At 68.0% G+C, this 17,186-nt stretch carries 12 protein-coding genes; 4 read left to right on the forward strand and 8 right to left on the reverse strand.

The window, feature by feature from the left end; all coding sequences use genetic code 11:
* Nucleotides 1-5,076, reverse strand: a 5,076-nt coding sequence (locus tag CAP_RS40040) for a DEAD/DEAH box helicase (RefSeq protein WP_156041573.1), incomplete at its 3' end; no start/stop codon positions are given.
* Between the two features lie 314 nt (nucleotides 5,077-5,390).
* Here CAP_RS40040 and CAP_RS49380 point away from each other — a divergent pair.
* Both CAP_RS49380 and CAP_RS40050 read left to right on the forward strand, forming a co-directional pair.
* Complete coding sequence (locus CAP_RS49380) at nucleotides 5,391-6,599, forward strand: AAA family ATPase (protein WP_052376797.1); 1,209 nt, start codon at nucleotides 5,391-5,393, stop codon at nucleotides 6,597-6,599.
* Nucleotides 6,589-7,443 (forward strand): hypothetical protein, encoded by an 855-nt coding sequence (locus tag CAP_RS40050; protein WP_156041574.1) that lies wholly within the window; start codon nucleotides 6,589-6,591, stop codon nucleotides 7,441-7,443. The genes CAP_RS49380 and CAP_RS40050 overlap by 11 nt, the downstream gene beginning before the upstream one ends.
* Here the strand turns inward: CAP_RS40050 and CAP_RS40055 are convergent.
* The 6 genes from CAP_RS40055 to CAP_RS40080 are packed head-to-tail and all read right to left on the reverse strand — an operon-like array spanning nucleotide 7,362 to nucleotide 14,322.
* Nucleotides 7,362-8,456 (reverse strand): Fpg/Nei family DNA glycosylase, encoded by a 1,095-nt coding sequence (locus tag CAP_RS40055; protein ID WP_052376798.1) that lies wholly within the window; start codon nucleotides 8,454-8,456, stop codon nucleotides 7,362-7,364. The two genes, CAP_RS40050 and CAP_RS40055, sit on opposite strands and share 82 nt — an antisense overlap.
* 60 nt (nucleotides 8,457-8,516) lie before the next feature.
* The gene (locus CAP_RS40060) at nucleotides 8,517-10,433 is read right to left on the reverse strand and encodes a hypothetical protein (protein ID WP_044250851.1); all 1,917 of its coding nucleotides are present in this window, start codon (nucleotides 10,431-10,433) and stop codon (nucleotides 8,517-8,519) included.
* Nucleotides 10,430-12,469, reverse strand: a complete 2,040-nt coding sequence (locus CAP_RS40065; RefSeq protein ID WP_044250854.1) for a hypothetical protein — start codon at nucleotides 12,467-12,469, stop codon at nucleotides 10,430-10,432. The genes CAP_RS40060 and CAP_RS40065 overlap by 4 nt, the downstream gene beginning before the upstream one ends.
* Nucleotides 12,466-13,497 carry a tyrosine-protein kinase family protein gene (locus tag CAP_RS40070; RefSeq protein WP_044250857.1) on the reverse strand — a complete coding sequence of 344 codons (1,032 nt, stop codon included), beginning with the start codon at nucleotides 13,495-13,497 and terminating at the stop codon, nucleotides 12,466-12,468. The genes CAP_RS40065 and CAP_RS40070 overlap by 4 nt, the downstream gene beginning before the upstream one ends.
* Before the next feature lies 1 nt (nucleotide 13,498).
* The gene (locus tag CAP_RS40075) at nucleotides 13,499-13,957 is read right to left on the reverse strand and encodes a hypothetical protein (RefSeq protein ID WP_044250860.1); all 459 of its coding nucleotides are present in this window, start codon (nucleotides 13,955-13,957) and stop codon (nucleotides 13,499-13,501) included.
* On the reverse strand, nucleotides 13,954-14,322 hold the full coding sequence (locus CAP_RS40080; RefSeq protein ID WP_044250863.1) for a hypothetical protein: 369 nt from the start codon (nucleotides 14,320-14,322) through the stop codon (nucleotides 13,954-13,956). Before CAP_RS40080 ends, CAP_RS40075 begins: the two co-directional genes overlap by 4 nt.
* Nucleotides 14,323-14,644: 322 nt before the next feature.
* Between CAP_RS40080 and CAP_RS40085 the strand changes: the two genes are divergently transcribed.
* Nucleotides 14,645-15,124, forward strand: a complete 480-nt coding sequence (locus CAP_RS40085) for a hypothetical protein (protein WP_044250866.1) — start codon at nucleotides 14,645-14,647, stop codon at nucleotides 15,122-15,124.
* A gap of 1,001 nt (nucleotides 15,125-16,125) precedes the next feature.
* Entirely contained in the window at nucleotides 16,126-16,509 is a 384-nt protein-coding gene (locus CAP_RS51555; protein ID WP_156041576.1) for a hypothetical protein, read from the forward strand.
* 80 nt (nucleotides 16,510-16,589) lie between these two features.
* Here the strand turns inward: CAP_RS51555 and CAP_RS40090 are convergent, their stop codons facing one another.
* Nucleotides 16,590-17,186 (reverse strand): hypothetical protein, encoded by a 597-nt coding sequence (locus CAP_RS40090; protein WP_044250868.1) that lies wholly within the window; start codon nucleotides 17,184-17,186, stop codon nucleotides 16,590-16,592.

A 17,186-nucleotide genomic window follows, 5' to 3' on the forward strand; every position in this document is an offset into this window, starting at 1 on the left:
CATCCGCTCCCCCCGCCCCCGGTACCCATCCCCCTGCGGCGCCGCCCCCATCCGCTTCAGATACCCCTGCGACATCGGCGTGAACCCCGCAGCTTGCAGCGCCGCCGCGATTGGCGACGCCCCCACCGGCCCACCGTTCACCGTCGCCAGCAGCATGCTCCGCCGACGCCCCTCATCGACCAGCCCTGCCAGCGCCCGCGCAACCGCCCGGATCGACTCCCCACGCCCAGGCTCCGCTTCGGGCAGGAACGTCAGCAGGCTCCGCTCCGTACGACCCACCCACGCGATCAGCTTCCCTTCCCGCAGCACCACCAGCGCACCCGCTGCCCGCTGCGCCCGCACCGACGCCTCTGCCTCTGGCCATGGCACTGCAGCGCCCCACGGACTTGCCGGATCCGTCGCCGCCAGCACCCGCGTCTTCGCGTCTGCGCCCTCCGGCACATCCCTGCACCCGCGCAGCCGATCGTCCGCGCCGGGCAGCGAGAACTGCGCCGCCCCCAGACCTGCCACGAAGTATCCCCGCCGCACCTTCCCCGCGTCCTCCATCGCGCGCAGCACGTCGTACACCGCCGAGAACCCCCCCTGGATTCCCTCCACCCCCACCGCTTCCCGCGTCAGCACCCCGTGCCGCTCCAGCAGCACCCGCGCCAGCGCCGCGCGCCGCTCCGTCTCGCTGACCGCGCTGGCACCACCCGCGCCACCCAGCTCTGGCAACAGCGACCACCGCCCCTCGCTCCCTGGAGGCCCTGCCCGGAAGCCGCCCACGCCACCCCCGCCGCCCACGCCTCCCATCCCGAACCCACCGGCTCCGCGCGCCGCGCCAGGCAGAAAGCTCGACCTCTCGAACCGCTGCTCACGCCCCCGCCGCCCCCCGCGCTTCTCGGAGCGCCCCAGTGAACGCAGCGGCGCCAGCGTATCGTTCGTCGCCTCGCCCGCCCACACCAGGTCCCACAGCGCGCGCACCAGATCTGCCCCGAAGGCCCCCGTCTCGCGCGACAGGTCTGCGAAGAACACCGCACCGCGCCGCCGCAGCGCCTCGCGCACCTTCTCCACCAGCGCCCCTTCTGCCTTCTGCGCGGGCGGCGCCAGGTACGGGTATGCCTCTGTCAGGTAGAGCGCGATCCGCCCGTCGGCATCGCCGATGGGATCCACCCCGCGCCACAGCACCACCCCTGCTGCGCACAGCGCGTCCAGGTCCCCGGCGCGGTAGCCCTCCACGCGCGCCGGCAGGATCTGTGACGACAGCGCCGACGCTGGCATCGGCGCCCCCTGGAGCTGCGTGATCGCCGCGAGCAGCCCTTCCACGCCCCGCCGTGGCCGACCCAGGTTGTGCCACTCCCCCAGGAACCGCGCGTATGTCTCCGGCTCCACCGGCTCCACCTCTGCGCGCAGCCGCGCCAGGGAGCGCCGCTTCAAGAGACGCATCACCTCGGCGTCGCAGTGCTCGTGCCCGCGACCCCCGGGCGACAGCTCCCCCTCCACCACCCGCCCCCGCTCCACCAGCCGCCCCAGCGCCCCGAGCACCGACCCCAGGCCCAGATCGAACCGCTTCGCCACGTCCTCTGCGTGGAACGGCCCGTGCGTGCGCGCGTACCGCGCCACCAGATCCTGCAGCGCGTCTGCCACCGACTCCAGGAATGCCGCCGGCAACCCGGGGGGCGGCATCACCCCCAGCGCGTCGCGCAGCCTCCCCGCGTCCTCTGACGCCGCGAGCCGCTTCTCCCCCCCGATGCGCACCTCGATGATCCGCCGCTCGCGCAAGAGCCCATCCACCCACCCGTCCGACCGCGCCCGCGCCGCCTCGATCGCCTCCCCCTCGTACCGACACCGGAGCGCGATCTCCCCCCGGTCCAGATCGCCGAGCCCGAGCAGCATGTCGTGCACCTGATCCGCGTGCTTCGGCGTGATCCGCCCGTCGAGCCGCTGCAGCGACGCCTCCATCGCTGCCACCGCGTCGGCGTCGAGCAGCTCCCGCATCTCCGCCTCGCCGAGCAGCTCCCGCAGCCGGCTCTGATCGATGGTCAGCGCCTGCGCCCGCCGCTCCGCGAGCGGCAGATCCCCCTCGTACATGAACGTCCCCACGTACGAGAACAGGAGCGACGCCGCGAACGGCGACGGCACCCGCGTGTCCACCGTCACCATGCGCACCTTGCGGCTCTCGATCCCCCGCAGAAGCTCCTGCAGCGACGTCAGATCGAACACGTCCCGCAGACACTCCCGGTACGTCTCCAGCAGCATCGGGAATGCGCTGTAGCGCGACGCCACCGCCAGCAAGTCTGCTGCCCGCTTCCGCTGCTGCCAGAGTGGTGCGCGCTTCCCGGGCATCCGCCGCGGCAGGAGCAGCGCCCTCCCCGCGCACTCCCGGAAGCGCGACGCGAACATCGCCGTCCCTCCCAGGTTCGCCACCAGCAGGTCCTCCACCTCGTCCACCTGCGGCAGGAGCTGGTACGGATCCAGCGGCTCCGTCGACTCCGGCAGCCGGATCACCACCCCGTCGTCGGTCCAGTGCGCCTCGATCTCCAGCCCCAGCTCCGACTTCGCCCGCGCCACCATGCACGTCGCCAGCGGCGCGTGCACCCGCCCCCCGAACGGCGACAGGATGCACACCCGCAGGTCGCCCATCTCGTCCTGGAAGCGCTCCACCACCACCGTCCTGTCGCTCGGCACCTCCCCCGTCGCCGCTGCTTGCTCGTGCACGTGCCGCACCAGCCGCTCTGCCGCTCGCGCATCGAGCCCGTGCTCCTTGCGCAGCAGCGCCTCTGCCTCCCCTTCCCCCAGCCCTGCCAGCGTCCGCGTCAGCGCCCCGATCGACGCCCCCAGCTCCGCCGATCGCCCCACCTGATCGCCGCGCCAGAACGGCATCTTCCCCGGCTCCCCTGGCGCCGGCACCACCATCACCCGATCATGGGTGATCTCCGTGATCCGCCACGACGACGCCCCGAGCAGGAAGATCTCTCCTTCCCGCGCCTCGAACACCATCTCCTCGTCCAGCTCCCCCACGCGCCGGCTTGTCTTCCCTGCCGGCTCGTCCGTCGCCAGGAACACCCCGTACAGCCCCCGGTCCGGGATGGTCCCTGCGTTCACCACCGCCAGCCGCTTCGCCCCCTCGCGCCCGCGCACCAGGCCCCCCACGCGGTCCCACACGATGCGCGGCCGCAGCTCCGCGAACTCGTCCGACGGATAGCGCCCGCTGAGCATGTCGAGCACCCCCTCGAAGCTGCTCCGCGGCAGCTCCGCGAACGGCGCCGCCTTGCGCACCAGCTCGAAGAGCGCGTCCACGTGGATCGCGTCCATCGCCGTGATCGCCACGATCTGCTGCGCCAGCACGTCGAGCGGGCTGCGCGGATAGCGCGTCTGCTCGACGCGCCCCTCCCGCATCAGCGCCGACGCCGCCGCGCACGAGAGCAGATCCCCCCGGTGCTTCGGGAAGATGATCCCCCGCGACGTCCCCCCCACCTGGTGCCCCGCGCGCCCGATACGCTGCAGCCCCGCCGCCACCGACGGCGGCGCCTCGATCTGCACCACCAGCTCCACCGACCCGAGATCCAGCCCGAGCTCCAGCGACGACGTGGCGACGATGCACGGCAGCGTCCCCGCCTTGAGCTGCTCCTCGATCGCCTGCCGCTGCTCGCGCGCGATGGACCCGTGGTGCGCCCGCGCGATCACCTCCCCCGCGAGATCGTTCAGCGCCGCCGCGAGCCGCTCCGCGAGCCTCCTGCTGTTCGAGAAGATCATGGTCGAGCGGTGCGCGCGCACCAGCTCCACGAGCCGCGCGTGGATGCCCGGCCAGGCCGAGGGCGCGCGCGGCGGCGTCGTGGGAATGCCCCCCGCCGCCCCACCGAGCAGCGGCACCTGCATCCCCACCGGCGGCGCCGCGCCCACCATCTCCCGCTCCGGATCCCTGACGATGGACTTGCGCGCCTTCTTGCCTGAAGCCTTCCCGTCGACCCCTGCCGCCGCCCCCTTCACCGCAGGCGCCGTCGTCGCCCCGAACGCCTCGGTCACCGCCTCCGCGCCCGCCCTCGCCTTCTTCCCCTTCCGCGCCGCCCTCCACGCCGCAAAGTCGTTCGCCTCCTCGTCCACCGACTCGCCCGCGCTCTCCTTCGTCTTCGCGGCCTTCGCGCCCTCCGCGCCCTCCGCAGCCTCGGTCGCCCTGGCGCCCTTCGCGTCCTTCGCGTCCTTCGCGTCCTTCGCGTCCTTCGCGTCCTTCGCCTTGCGCGCCTCCTTCACCGCCGAGGGCGCCGCGCGCACGTCATCGAGCCGCGGCGCCGGCGCCCCGCTCCCCATCATCACCGTCGGCATCTCCTCCGCCGGCACCTCGATGCTGATCTCCAGCGCCTTCGGCGCGCTCGCATCGACGATGGTCACCGGCCGCTGCTTCCACCCGCTCTGCCCCTCGACCTCTCCCCCGCCGAGCAGCCTCGCGATCTCCTCCAGCGGCCGCTGCGTCGCCGAGAGCCCGATCCGCTGCAGCGGCCGGCCCGCCGCGCGCATCGCCTCCAGCCGCTCCAGCGTCAGGAACAGGTGCGCCCCCCGCTTCGTCGGCGCCACCGCGTGGATCTCGTCGATGATCACCGTCTCCACCGACCGCAGCCCCTCGCGCGCGTTCGACGTCAGCAGCAGGTACAGCGACTCCGGCGTGGTGATCAGGATGTCCGGCGGCCGCTTCGCGAGCTTCACCCGCTCCTCCGGCGCCGTGTCCCCCGACCTGAGCCCCACCGTGATCTGCCGGTGCGGCACCCCCATCCTGTCCGCCGCCACCGAGATCCCCGCGAGCGGCGCCCGCAGGTTCCGCTCCACGTCCACCGCCAGCGCCTTGAGCGGCGACACGTACAGCACCCGGCACCGCTCCCCCGTCGCCGGCTCCGGCGAGAACAGGAGCTTGTCGATCGCCGTGAGAAACGCCGCCAGCGTCTTCCCCGACCCCGTCGGCGCCAGCAGCAACGTCGACGACCCATCCAGGATCGCCGGCCACCCCTTCGTCTGCGCCCCCGTCGGCTCCGAGAAGGCCGCCTTGAACCAGGCGCGGGTGGGCTCGTGAAAGCGAAGAAGAGGATCGGCGGGGCGCTTGCTCATCCGGCTAGGGCCCATGTAAGTCCGAAATCCCGCTCCCGCCATGGGCACCCACCGCGGAGATCCTCTGGCCGCGCCTTACGCTCTCCGGGCCGTGTCTCCCGGTCCGCTCATGACATCCCCTCTGCTATGCGCCCTGCACAGGCGAGAGGCTGAGGCTTGCTCATCCGGTTGCAGGGGGTGTAGGTCGGAGAAGCCTCCTCTGCCATGGCCCCGCGAGGCGTCCCTCGGTTCAGCCCCCCAGGCAGGGACACACGGCAGCAGGCTGCATCCCTCCGGACGCGTTGGTGCCCCCGCCCCGAATACAGGTTGAGCCCATGATCCAGCGAGCCTCCTTCAGATGCTTCAAGGCGCTGGAAGCTCTCGACGTCGACCTCTCTCCGTTCACCCTCCTCGTGGGCAAGAACGGCTCCGGCAAGACCAGCGTCCTCCAGGGAATCCAGCGAGTCTTGCGGATCGGCTTCCAGGCGAGTGCGCGCGATCGTGCGCATGACGCTCTGAGAGCGCGCCTCAGCGCCCTGTTCGATGAAGACGACATCCGCCGACTCTTCACGATGCCCACGGACGCTCCTCTGTCCCTTTCCGTGACGGAGCGAGACGGTCGCACGCTACGCATGACGGCTGCTCTCATGCAGGCAGGAGAGCGTCATCGGCTTCCTGAAAAGGCCCTCTGCGATGTCCATGTCGACTGCGCCGACGGCTCAAGCATCGTCATCTCGACGCCTTCGACCCCTGGTACCGGCGAAGCTCCGTTTCCCCTCTCTCCCGGTGCTCCGCTCGTCGACCACGACGTTTTCGGCTCCGGAGCAGCCGCATATCTGCGCTTCGACGCGGTCCGGATGGTTCAACCTTCCTTCACGACGTCCTCGATGCCCCGCCTGGAGCAAGACGGCACCGGGCTCTCCTCGGTGCTCAGTTACCTAGCCGGCGCAGAGCCGGACATCCTGGCTGCGATCACCCGCGATCTTCGCGCTGTGGTGCCACAGGTCCGCAGCATCCGCGTCTTTCCCACCACCATCACCCGCCGACGCGAGGAGCGCATCGTCATCGGGGACCAGGCCGTGAATCGCCCCGTCCAGGAAGAGGTTCCAGGGCACCGCTTCGCCCTCGACATGGGCCCCGATCGAATCATCCCCGCCGACCTCCTCAGCGAAGGCACCGTGCTTGCCCTGGGCCTCCTTGTCGCTCTTCGCCACCCGAGCCTCCCGAAGCTCGTGCTCGCCGACGACATCGACAAAGCCCTCCACCCGGACGCCCAGGCCGATCTCGTGCGCTGCCTCCGTACCATCCAGCAAGAGCGCCCCGACCTGCAGATCGTGTGCACCACCCACTCCCCCTACCTGCTGGATCACGTCGCCCTCGACGAGGTGCGGGTGATGGCGCTCGACGACGCGGGCCACGCTGTCTGTCGCAAGCTCAGTGATCACCCGGAGAGCGCACGCTTCCGTGACATGCTCCGCACCGGCGAGTTCTGGGCCTCGGTCGGCGAGGACTGGGTGAAGGAGCCTCGCGCCCGTGGGACCTGATCCCGGTGGTCCCTTGCGCGTCGCCCTGGCCTGCGAGGATCAGGCGCAACGCGCGCTGCTCATGCATCTCAGCCGCAACGTGGTGCTGAAAGAGGCCCACCGCCGCCAGGCCGACTGGCTCGCCGACACCCTCGACCAGCAGATGGCCTTCTGCGGCCTCAAGGACCACGCTGAGACGCCCGAGCACCTGCGGTTCTACCACCACGACCACATCGCCAAGGACTTCGGCGAGCTGCGCATCGGCGGCCGCCCCGTGCGCCTCAACGCGCTCCGCGAGGGACGGCCCGCAGGTCCCGAAGCCCAGCGCTGGCGGCGCTTGACCATCCTCTTCGGCGCCCAGCCGTCGCCACCTGACGTCCTGATGATCGCGCTCGACACCGATGGTCATCCCGAGCGGCGTGAAGCGCTCCAAGCTGCGCGAAGTGAGGCCTCCACGGCACCCATCGCCGTCATCCTCGCCACGCCCCACCCGGAAGCCGAGGCCTGGTTCGTGGCTGGGTTCGAGCCCCTCGACGGCGAAGAGGCCGCGCGGCTCGACGCTCTCCGCAAGGACCGCGACAAGAAGCTCAACTTCATCCCCACCGAGGAGCCCCACCGGCTCACCGCGCACCCCAACGATGCTCCGACGGACGCGAAGCGCGTGCTGCGCTTCCTGATGTTCGGCGACTATACCTCGCGCGCCCCCGAGCTATCGGAGCTGCCCGATCTCTGCGAGCGGTTGCTCGGCGATCTCGACCGCCTCACCCGGCGGAGCGCTGCCACTTACCTCGGCGAATTTCTCCGGGAGCTGCGCGAGATCCTGGTCCCGCTGCTCCTGCCAGGACCTCCGCCCTCCAGCTCCTGAGCCTTGCTCACCGTGTCGCTCTCGCTACCTGCCCCCTTCATAAGCTGCTCTGCCTCCAGCTCTACCCCTTCCGCACGCGCGACCTTCTTCCCCTCCTCCACCCGCTTCCCCTCCTCCACCCGCCCGCCTTCCCGCGCCGGCTGGCACGTCGGGCAGAAGTACGTCGACCGCTGCGCCTCGCCCTGGCGCTTCATGCGGACCATCGTCCCGCACTCGTAGCAGCGCTGCCGCGCCCGCCGGTAGATCGCCAGCGCGCCCTCGCGGCGGCGGGGGCTGTTGTTGTCGATGAACATCGAGGCCCGCTTCCCCGGCACCCGGCCCTCCCGCGTGGTGCGCGTGTAGCGGTAGAACTGCCCGGGGCTCTGGTACGCCCACGGCCCCGCGGGCATCTGCACGTTGGCGACCAGGATGTCGCGGGCGAGGCCCAGCAGTTCGCGCAGCTCCGCCTCCGTGAAGGCCTTCACCGGCGCGAACGGGTCGAGGTGCAGGCGGAAGAGCAGCTCGCTCTTGTAGACGTTGCCGATCCCGGCCACGGCGCGCTGGTCCATCACCGCGACGCCGAGGGGGGTCTCGGGCTGGTCCTGGAGGCGCCGCAGCGCCGCGTCGAGGTCGAAGGTGGTGCCGAGGAGGTCGGGGCCCAGCGAGGCGAGCTGCGGGTCGTAGGGGATGTCGCTGAGGCGCAGGAGGCGGGTGACGGGGGCGCGGAAGCACACGGCCAGGTAGCCGGCGACCTCGATGACCGCCGTCGCCTGCTCGGGCTTGCGGCGCCACGGGTCCTCGGTGCGGTAGAGGTGCCAGAGGCCAGTCATGCGCAGGTGGGTGTGCAGGACCGTGCCCTCGTCGAAGACGATCAGCAGGTTCTTCCCGCGCGCCTCCACCCGGACGATGCGCCGGTGGATGAGGTGGGCCACGCGCTGAGGGCTCTTCGGGAGCACGAGCGCCAGGACCTTCTGGCCCGTGAGCGCCGGAGCCAGCCCGGCGGCGATGCGAAAGAGCGTGTCTCCTTCGGGCATGGTCTCTTGCGGCTGCCTCCCGGATGCATGGGTCCATGCCAACCTCTGCGGGAGACTGGCTCAGGATGGGGGCACGCCTTCACAAAAAATGGCCATCGGTGGCGGGGTACGCCAGCACTTCCAGGCGATGCGATCGATCACAGGGAGCTTCCACGACTCTGCAGGGCTCTGTGGCAGGGGCCGGTTGAACGACTCGAACTCCTTTGCCATCGCCTCCAGCCCATGCGTTAGCTCGAAGACTTTCACCATGCCCCGGTGACGGATCTCCTGCACGTACCATTCATCGGCTGCATCCTCGGGAGGCCGCCACGACTGGAGGTACACCAGTCGCTCTGGCCGTCCGGGTACCGATGCCTCCGCAGAGACCTTCGCACCTGGAGAACCTGCCTCCGTCTGTAGGTCACCAGGAGCGGGCGGGGTAAAGCTGGCAACATCCGACGCATCCACGGACCCACCCCTCCTGTGCGCCAGATAGAGAACGAGTGGCAGGATCGTACTTCCGTGATCGTTGAACGCAGGAGGCGCTTCCAGCCAGCCCCTGAGGTGCGTCTCCGCCAGAACGTGAAGATCCTCATCATCCGGCGGCACCCTGGCGTGCTGATAGAGAGCAGGGAGTGGCAGCCCCAGGTCTTTCATCCACCGCAAGCGTTGCGCTGTGCTCATCGCCATCTGAACGGACAGCGCTTCCATCCCGCACCGCCTCCAGAACTCGAAGACGAGTGATATCTCGATGATCTGATCGTCGGTAACGGGCGACGTGCAAGCTGGCACGTTGTTCGTCCAGAGGTTCTCCAGCGTTCTGGCGAGACGCTGTGCACTCCTGGGCTTTTTCACATCCAGCAGAGCGAGACCTGCTACCGCCAGATAGCCGCTCAGCCTGAGTGCGCGCAGGGGGTAGTCGATCCTCTCGCTGGGAGCGCCCAGAGCAAGGCCGTAAGGCGTCTGGAGCAGTGGCTCCAGGTGACGGCAGAGACACTGCGTCTGGGCGACATACTGTCCGAGCAACCTCCGAAGCAATGTCCGGATCTTGCCTCGATGGCCCCCGATCTCCTCTCGCGGGATGCGACGAACGTGTTCCATCACCCGGCAGATGACCCGCTCGATCGTGTCGAGTACCGGCAGAGAGATGCTCGCGGCGACTCTGCGACACTCAATGGCCACCATCTGTGTGAAGAGCGTCATCTCCGCAAGGCGGCGCCGCAGCTCCCTGGCCTTCAAGGCTTTACCAGGCCCCAGCCCGCTGCCTGGGCCAGTCCCGACGGGCGCACGGCCGACCGGCAACACCTCATCGAGCAGGCGATCGACAGCGCCGAGATCGAAGCTGTGCCCGCGGTTGTGGGCCACCGAGTCCAGGGCGGCACGCGCGAACGGGCGAACACCGGGCGGGAACAGCGAGGCGTCGGCGCCACGCGCGAGCCCTGGGGTTGCAGTGTCTCGCGGCGGCAGCATCGCATACTTCACCAGCTTCGCCGCATCCCACCACCGAAGCCGGACATCCCGATGGCGGCGAAAATGGGCGCGTTTCTCGTCGACCATTCCCACGAGCCGCTCGTCGAGGTCGCCGTTGTGGACCGCGATCACGGTACGAACGTCGAAAGCCCTCCCCTCCAGGTCGAACCACGCGTCCGACGTCGCGGGGCGCTGCGAGGCCAGCTCGATGTCGTGAAAGATCGTGCCGCGAGCACCACCAGCCATCTCGAGGGTGATGTTCCCCTGCTTGAGCACGAACAGGTAGAGACAGCGACGCCCATCACGGAGGCGACGGGAGGCGATGATGTCGACCCCTAGCTGGGTCAGGCCGGAGTTCTTCCGCCTTTCGGCGCCCTCGTACCTGAACGACCGCAGGTGGATGGTGAAGCCACGTCGTTCCAGCAGCCAGACGACGAACGTGCCTAGATCCTGAGAGCGCTCTGGAGCGCGCGCATCCTGCTCCTGCTCCGCCAGCGAGCGCACGTAACGGTCGAGATCTTCCTTCATTCATGCGCCTCCCTGGCGAGAAGCGTCGCAGCCGCTTGGCGGTGCCGGACACGGCTCGCGCGAAAGATGAGGGGATCGATCAGCTCGCGGAGTGGGAGTTCGATCCCGCTGCTGAAGGTTTCGAAACGTACCGGCTCATCGCCGGGGAGCTGCGGTGCAGTCGCCTCACCCCTCGCAATGGGCACCATCGTCACCACTGAGGCGAACACGTAGCGTCCAGAGCTGCGTGCATCGCGTGCACTCTCTTGGAAGAGCCGGTTCTGCACCTCGTGCCACGCACGCCGAGCAGGCCGCAACGCGATCACGTCGCCTACCTGACGCGCTCTCTCATGAACCGCATCCGCCTCGTCCAGTTGCGTCAGGACACGGGCCCTCAGCGCGATGAGCGCCGCCAGCGCATCCGGACCGGAGGTGGGCAGAAGCGCCATTCCACGCCTGCACGCTGCTGGATAGTCCTCGGCGACATCCTCCAGGAGCAGGTTCTGAACGAGATCCAGTCGGTCGGGTCGTTGCTGCGCGATGTGGACGAGCCATCGAACGACAGTGTCCGGATTCGTCACCCCGCCGATGATCTCGTGAGCAAGCGCGTCCACCTGTTCTGCCGAGAGAGCCGCAAGAAATCCCTCAGGAACGACGACTCCACCCAGCTTCCCGAGGAGGTAGGCGGCAACAAGGCGCGTGTCCGCACGGGGATGCACGAGGAAGCTCAGCAACCATCGAGTGATCCCTTCGGCCCCCAGATCGTGCTCGAGCACCGGCAGCATGTCACCGAAAGACAGGTGCTGCCTGAAGATCTCCCGGCTGTGAAGCGCCAGCCACGCCGCCGTGAAGTCCTTCGCCACCCCGGCAGACACCACCACCTGCTCCGCGAGCCAGTAATCAAGGCCTCTCGGTGCACCTGCTGGCTCGACCAGCATGAGCACCGGGACCAGTGCCTGCAGGTCGAGCGCTTCCGTCTCGCTCGGGCCCTTTCGAACACTGCCTGTCGCGTACCACGCGACGAGCGCAAGGAGCGGGGCGCATCGCCTCTCGATGTCCTCACGATCGTGCCTCTCCGCGAGGAGGCGCAGCAAGCTAGCTGCGGTCGACACCGACTCCACAGGGTGAACCTGCGCTTCACGGACCATCGCGGCCAGCCCCTGCTCCACCAGCAAAGGAGGGAACCGCATCACCGCATCAATGAGCGCCTTGTGTCGAACACGCGCCGGGGGCTCCGGTGCGGGCCACGCGAAGCATGCAAGCCAGACGGCGTCCCCCCACAGCCGCTCGTCAGGCTCCCCTATAAGCCTCGCAACAACCTCGTCCCGCCACGGCAGATGCGAGTCCCCGGCACGCACGACCCCGATCACGAGTTCGCACGCCGCCCTGGAGGTCAGCCCCTCGGTCCACGACTCCTGAGCAAACCAGGCGTCCACGATGCGCCTGCCCACCGAGGGGTGGTGAGAGATCCAGGTGGAAGCAGCGCTGAAGGGCTTGCTTCTAGCGAGATCATTCGGGGGTACGGCGTCGAGGCTACGCACCAGCGCGAGCACGTCGTACTCGTCGAGCGCCAACCCGGGCAGCACCTCCGGGATGACATGAAGTACATTCCAGGAGCTGATCTGGCCGAGGAAGAACCGTCGCTGGTCGGTCCCCCTCAGCAGAAGCTGACGCAGCAGGAAAGCAGCCAGACCAAGCTTGCGCGATCGTGGCATCTCCTCGATGGGCCGGTTTGCGCTGTCTGCCCCCGCTGCGCCACGCTCTTGCAGTTCGGCATCTTCCATCTTCTCGATCTTGTGGAAGTAGATCGCGACGAGATCCACCGCGACCTGCCACCGCTCCGGCATGTCCAGCACTGCGTCCACGCTCGGAGCTAGCAGCGCCTCTCGCCACCCGTCCCCTGTGACGTCATCCATCCCCCCTGCCAGGATCTCGGACAGCGTGGCCCGGATTGCCTCTGCGCGCGGACGATCCCGCGCTGGAACCCTGCCTCCCAGCGCATCCCGCAGGAACGCCGCCACTTGCTCGCCGAGAACCCGCAGGCGCTCCAGTGTCACGGCCTTTTCCCCATGACATCCATCCACGCCTCGTCCATCGGCACCATACTCGCGTCGATTGTCGAGGCGCGTGCGATGGACTGTGCCAGGGCGCGGTACTGCCCTGCGAGCCGCGATCCTCGCGCGATCTGTAGCTCGCCTGTCAGCGGCACCAGCGGCTCGTACGCCAGTTCGTGCAGGAGATCCTGGTGGTGAAGGTTGGGGAACGACTCCAGCCCTGGGCCGAACTCCTGGTAGATCGGCACCATGACGCGGCGTTCGATCTCCTCCATGCGGCCCAGGAGGAGCAGCTCCTCGGAAGACAGCCCCTCTCTGCCCGTCCCTGGACCAGGCAAGCCACGTGGCCACGAGAACTGCCTTGGCCCGGCTCCTGCCCCCCTGCTGGCCAGATCCTGCTGGAACTGCGGCACCGGGCTCAGCGCCACCAGGGTCGCGACCTCGGGCATCTCGTTCTCGTGACGAACGTGTCGCATCTGCTGAAGCACATCCGCCATCCCCTCGACGTTCTGCTCCCCCAGCCCGCAGACTGCCACCACCACCTGGGGCAGCTCCAAAGTACACACCCCAGCGATGTCCGCCGTCCCTGTGCGACTGTCAAAGAACAGGTAGTCCGGCGCCAGTGTCTCGGCGATCTCGGCCACAAGCAGGTCGAACAGGCGCGTCGAAGGATCCTCAGGGTCGTCGTAGAGGCCCGGGATGAGATCTGCCAGCTCCTTTGCACGCTGCCCTGCGGGCATCAGCCACAGATTGTCGCCGCACTGCAGAGGTAGGATGGGATATGCGTACGCATCGGCCTGGAGGTGCATGTTTTCCCCGGCCCGACGTTCCAGCAGGAACTCCGAGACACCTCGCTGCGCATGTCCTTCCGGTGAGCGAGTCAGCAGCGACAAGCCGAAACCTGGCGCCTCCAGGTCCAGATCCACCGCCACGACCTTGCGCCCTCGCCGCGCCAGGACTGCCGCGACGTTGAGCAGGGCCAGCGTCCTGCCGACGCCTCCCTTGTAGCTGTAAAAGGTGACGCGCAGCATCTCAGCGCCCCGCCACCGGGGGCGCCAGCCTGGGTGGCTTGCGCGTAAGCCGCGGAAGCGGCAGTTCGCCTAGCTCCTGCCGGCGCGCCACGATGGCACCCGGGCGCACCTGAGCGGCATCTCCTGCACTCTCCGCGCCCATCTGGATGATCAGCATACGCCTGAACTCACGGAGGAACGCCACCAGCTCGCGCTCACGATGGCTCTCAGCAAGCAACGCAGTCAGGGGCAGAGGCGGCGCTCCGGGGAAGTTGAGCGCGAGGAAGCGCGCGAATTCATCGAGGACCGCGCGAGGGTCCTGGCGCTCAAGCTCTGGTCGCAGCGTTGCGGATCGGAACTCGAGCAGTTGCAGGTACTGGAGCTCCACGCACAGGTCCGGCCCCCACATCCGAGGACGGCGCTCGATCGCGTCGAGTTGCTCATCGATGTACCGAACGAGGTTGCCTTGAAGCGTGGTCACGGAGCTTCCCCTTCCAGATCAACATGGAAGACGCGGTACGCCTCTGCCTCGGTGCACTCCCAGTGCGCGCTGAAGTACTCCGCGACGGGCGTACCATCAGGGCCCGTCAGCGCATCCACGTGGTGCGCCCTGGCCTCGACAGTCACGTGGAAACGCCACAACGCCTCGTCGAGGGGTGCCTTCGGCACCACGAAGCGCGCATGTCCCGCAGGCTCGATCCGTACGGCAGAAGCAGCAGGATCCAGGTCCCTGGCGACCGGCAGCGTCTCGCGCGCGGCGTCCTCGCACCGCCCGCTCTTCGGCGGATAGCTCTGCTGGATCGCTGCGACCGACTCCCTCTGCTCTGAGTTCCACGGGATGGCCATGCCCGTTCACCCTCGGCTTGCAGCCCGGCTCCAGCGCCGATACCAGGTCGGCCGAGCAGAAGTCGAAGGGCTGCGCAGCATGTCTGGCAGTTCAGCAGTACAGACGTCAGCGCAGGCGTCGCACATCATGGCGTCCTCTCGGCCGAAACTGGCCATGCTCCCGACAAACCATCGTCCAGGTGCCTAGGATCGTAGGGTCAAGGATGTCAAGGTTCCGACCGATGACAATTCCTGTCCGTGATCTGGCGCCAGAAGCTTGACAGTTTACCGCCCGAGCGATTCCTATCGTCCCCGAACCATCCTTCAGACCACTGAGGCCACTGTGGAGAGCATCGACGTTCCGGAAGCACGATCCCTCGAAAAGGTGCGCGCTGTCGTCCAGGCCATCAAGGATGGCGTCAAGGACAAGACCAAGCTCGCGGATCGTGCCGAGCTGACCGACCGCCATGTGGACTACCACCGCCATGCGGCGCGCGTGATCGGGCTCGTGGACGAGCAGAACGAGAAGTGGAAGGTGACCAAGCTCGGCAACGAGCTGCTCGGCACCCCTCTGCGTTCGCCCCAAGAAGCGGCAGTCCTTCAGCGCGCCATCCGCGGCAGCGTGCTCATGGAGGCCGTGCCGGCCCTCCTCGACGTGGTGCCCCCGACCCTGGACAGCCTGGCCGAGGCCCTCACCGAGAACCCCGGCCTGTCCCCCTCGACCGCGCGCAAGCGTGCCCGGGCCCTCCTCGCCTGGCGCGCCTACCTGCGCGAGATCACAACCGAGGCCACGCTCGACGACGAGCCGGCCTCGGAGCCCTGAGCCGCCCCGCGGCACGCGGAGCGGTGCACCCCCGGTGAACCCCGGCGGCACCGCTCCATCCTCCCCACCGCACTCCCCTCCCCGACCAGACCGTCTCGCAACCAGGCTCCCAGCAGCCTAGGCACGGGTGCGTCTGGCCCCCTCGGGCCCCAGCGCCAGGGTCTCCCAGCAGCCAGCATCGCGCGCTCTCCCAGCGCTCTGCGGCTGCGGCGAGAGGCCGTCCGGTCATCCTGCGGACAGGTTCGACCCCTCCGAGGGATAGGTTCCTACCCATCCACCGGATACCTCCAGAGGTATCCCCGAGATACCTCCAGAGGTATCCCCGTGACCACTTACAAGTGGTCACTCGGATACCTTCCAACCTATCCCCGTGACCACTTGTAAGTGGTCACTCGGATACCTCGGACCCATCCCCGGGATACCTCCAGAGGTATCTCCGTGACCACTTACAAGTGGTCACTCGGACACCTCGGACCTATCCCCGTGACCACTTACAAGTGGTCACTCGGATACCTCGGACCTATCCCCGAGATACCTCCAGAGGTATCCCCGGGATACCTCGGACCTGTTCGCAGAACACCTCGGACCTGTTCCCGGAACACCTCGGACCTGTTCCCGGAACACCTCGGACCTGTTCCGCGAACACCTCGGACCTGTTCCCGTGACAACTCATATGGTGTCACGCGAACACCTCGGACCTGTTCCGCGAACACCTCGGACCTGTTCCCGGAACACCTCCGACCTGTTCCCGGAACAGGTCCGACCTGTTCCCGTGACAACTCACATGGTGTCACGCGAACACCTCGGACCTGTTCCCGTGACAACTCACATGGTGTCACGCGAACACCTCCGACCTGTTCGATAGACACCTCCGACCTGTCCGCCAGACACCTCCGACATGTGCCTCGGATGGGTAGGTCTCCGCCTGTCCTCGCAGTGCTCTGAGCTGTCTCGATCCATGGAACATGGCGTTGCGGCCCAGGGTGGTAGACCATGAACGTGTGCAGCTCCCCACGAGCACAGACGAGGAAGTGCGCCGGATTGAAGCGGCGCTTCACGCTTTGTTTCAGGCGGGCCGCGTGAAGAGTGCGCGGCAGTTGCTGGAAGGGCTCGATCCCAACTTGAAAGCCGCCCCGCAGTTCGCAAAGTGGTTCCGCGCGCTGGGCCCAGCCGTCGCCAACCTCGGGGCACCAGGCAACACGCCGAGCATCAAGAAAAACGCCGCATGGTTGGAGGCGAATGCCATGCGCCACTTCGGAAACTGGGTCGCTCTGCGGGAAGGCGTGTTGCTCGGGAGCGACCCGGACCATGTGACGCTACACCGCGACCTGAAGCAGCGTGGAGAGCTACATGGAGCCGTATTTGTATGTATCAAGAACGGGTAGTGGAGGCTTCACTTGCATGCAGGCAGTGACGTTGCTCAGACGAGGAGCGCGCAGCACTGTCAGCAAGATGGGTATCGCTCTCAGTGAGCCTTCGGGAGCAACTTGTCGCCGCTGAGGAGGAGGAGCAGGAGAAACAGCGGGGCGAGAGGGTCTGTGTCGCGTGCCAATTCCCAGTCGCTGAACGCTTTCTGTGCACGGTCCACCATCTGCAGGGTGTCCTGACGGGTGAAGCGCGCGGTGAGGTCGTAATCCGCCCTGTGTCTCGCCTCTTGAAGTGCAATGAAGGCACTCGCGACGCTCTTCAGCTCGGCGGAAGCCAGTGTAGAGAATAGCCGAGGCGGACTCTTGGCAGGTGGCGATGCTTGCTGAGGAGCGGCAGCAGGCGACGATGGGAACAGGGCGTTCACCTTGTCTGGGGTCTTGATGCCGCCGACCCATCCAGCGACGGTTTTCATCGAGCCGTGGTCGAACCATCGCCGCGCGCCGAGGTTGATCTCGGTTGCGATACCCCCGCTGGGGGGACCGAGAAGGCTGCCGGTCGCCTCGTGGATCAGGAGATGAAAGAGCGCGTAGTAGGCGCTGGAGATAGCTCGGCGCAGGTTGGCCTGTACTGGTTTTTTCGGGTCGATCCTCGCCAGTTTGATGGCCTGCTTGAGCAGTTGCTGATGAAGCTCCAC

The organism is Chondromyces apiculatus DSM 436, assembly GCF_000601485.1.
GTDB classification, from domain to species: domain Bacteria; phylum Myxococcota_A; class Polyangia; order Polyangiales; family Polyangiaceae; genus Chondromyces; species Chondromyces apiculatus.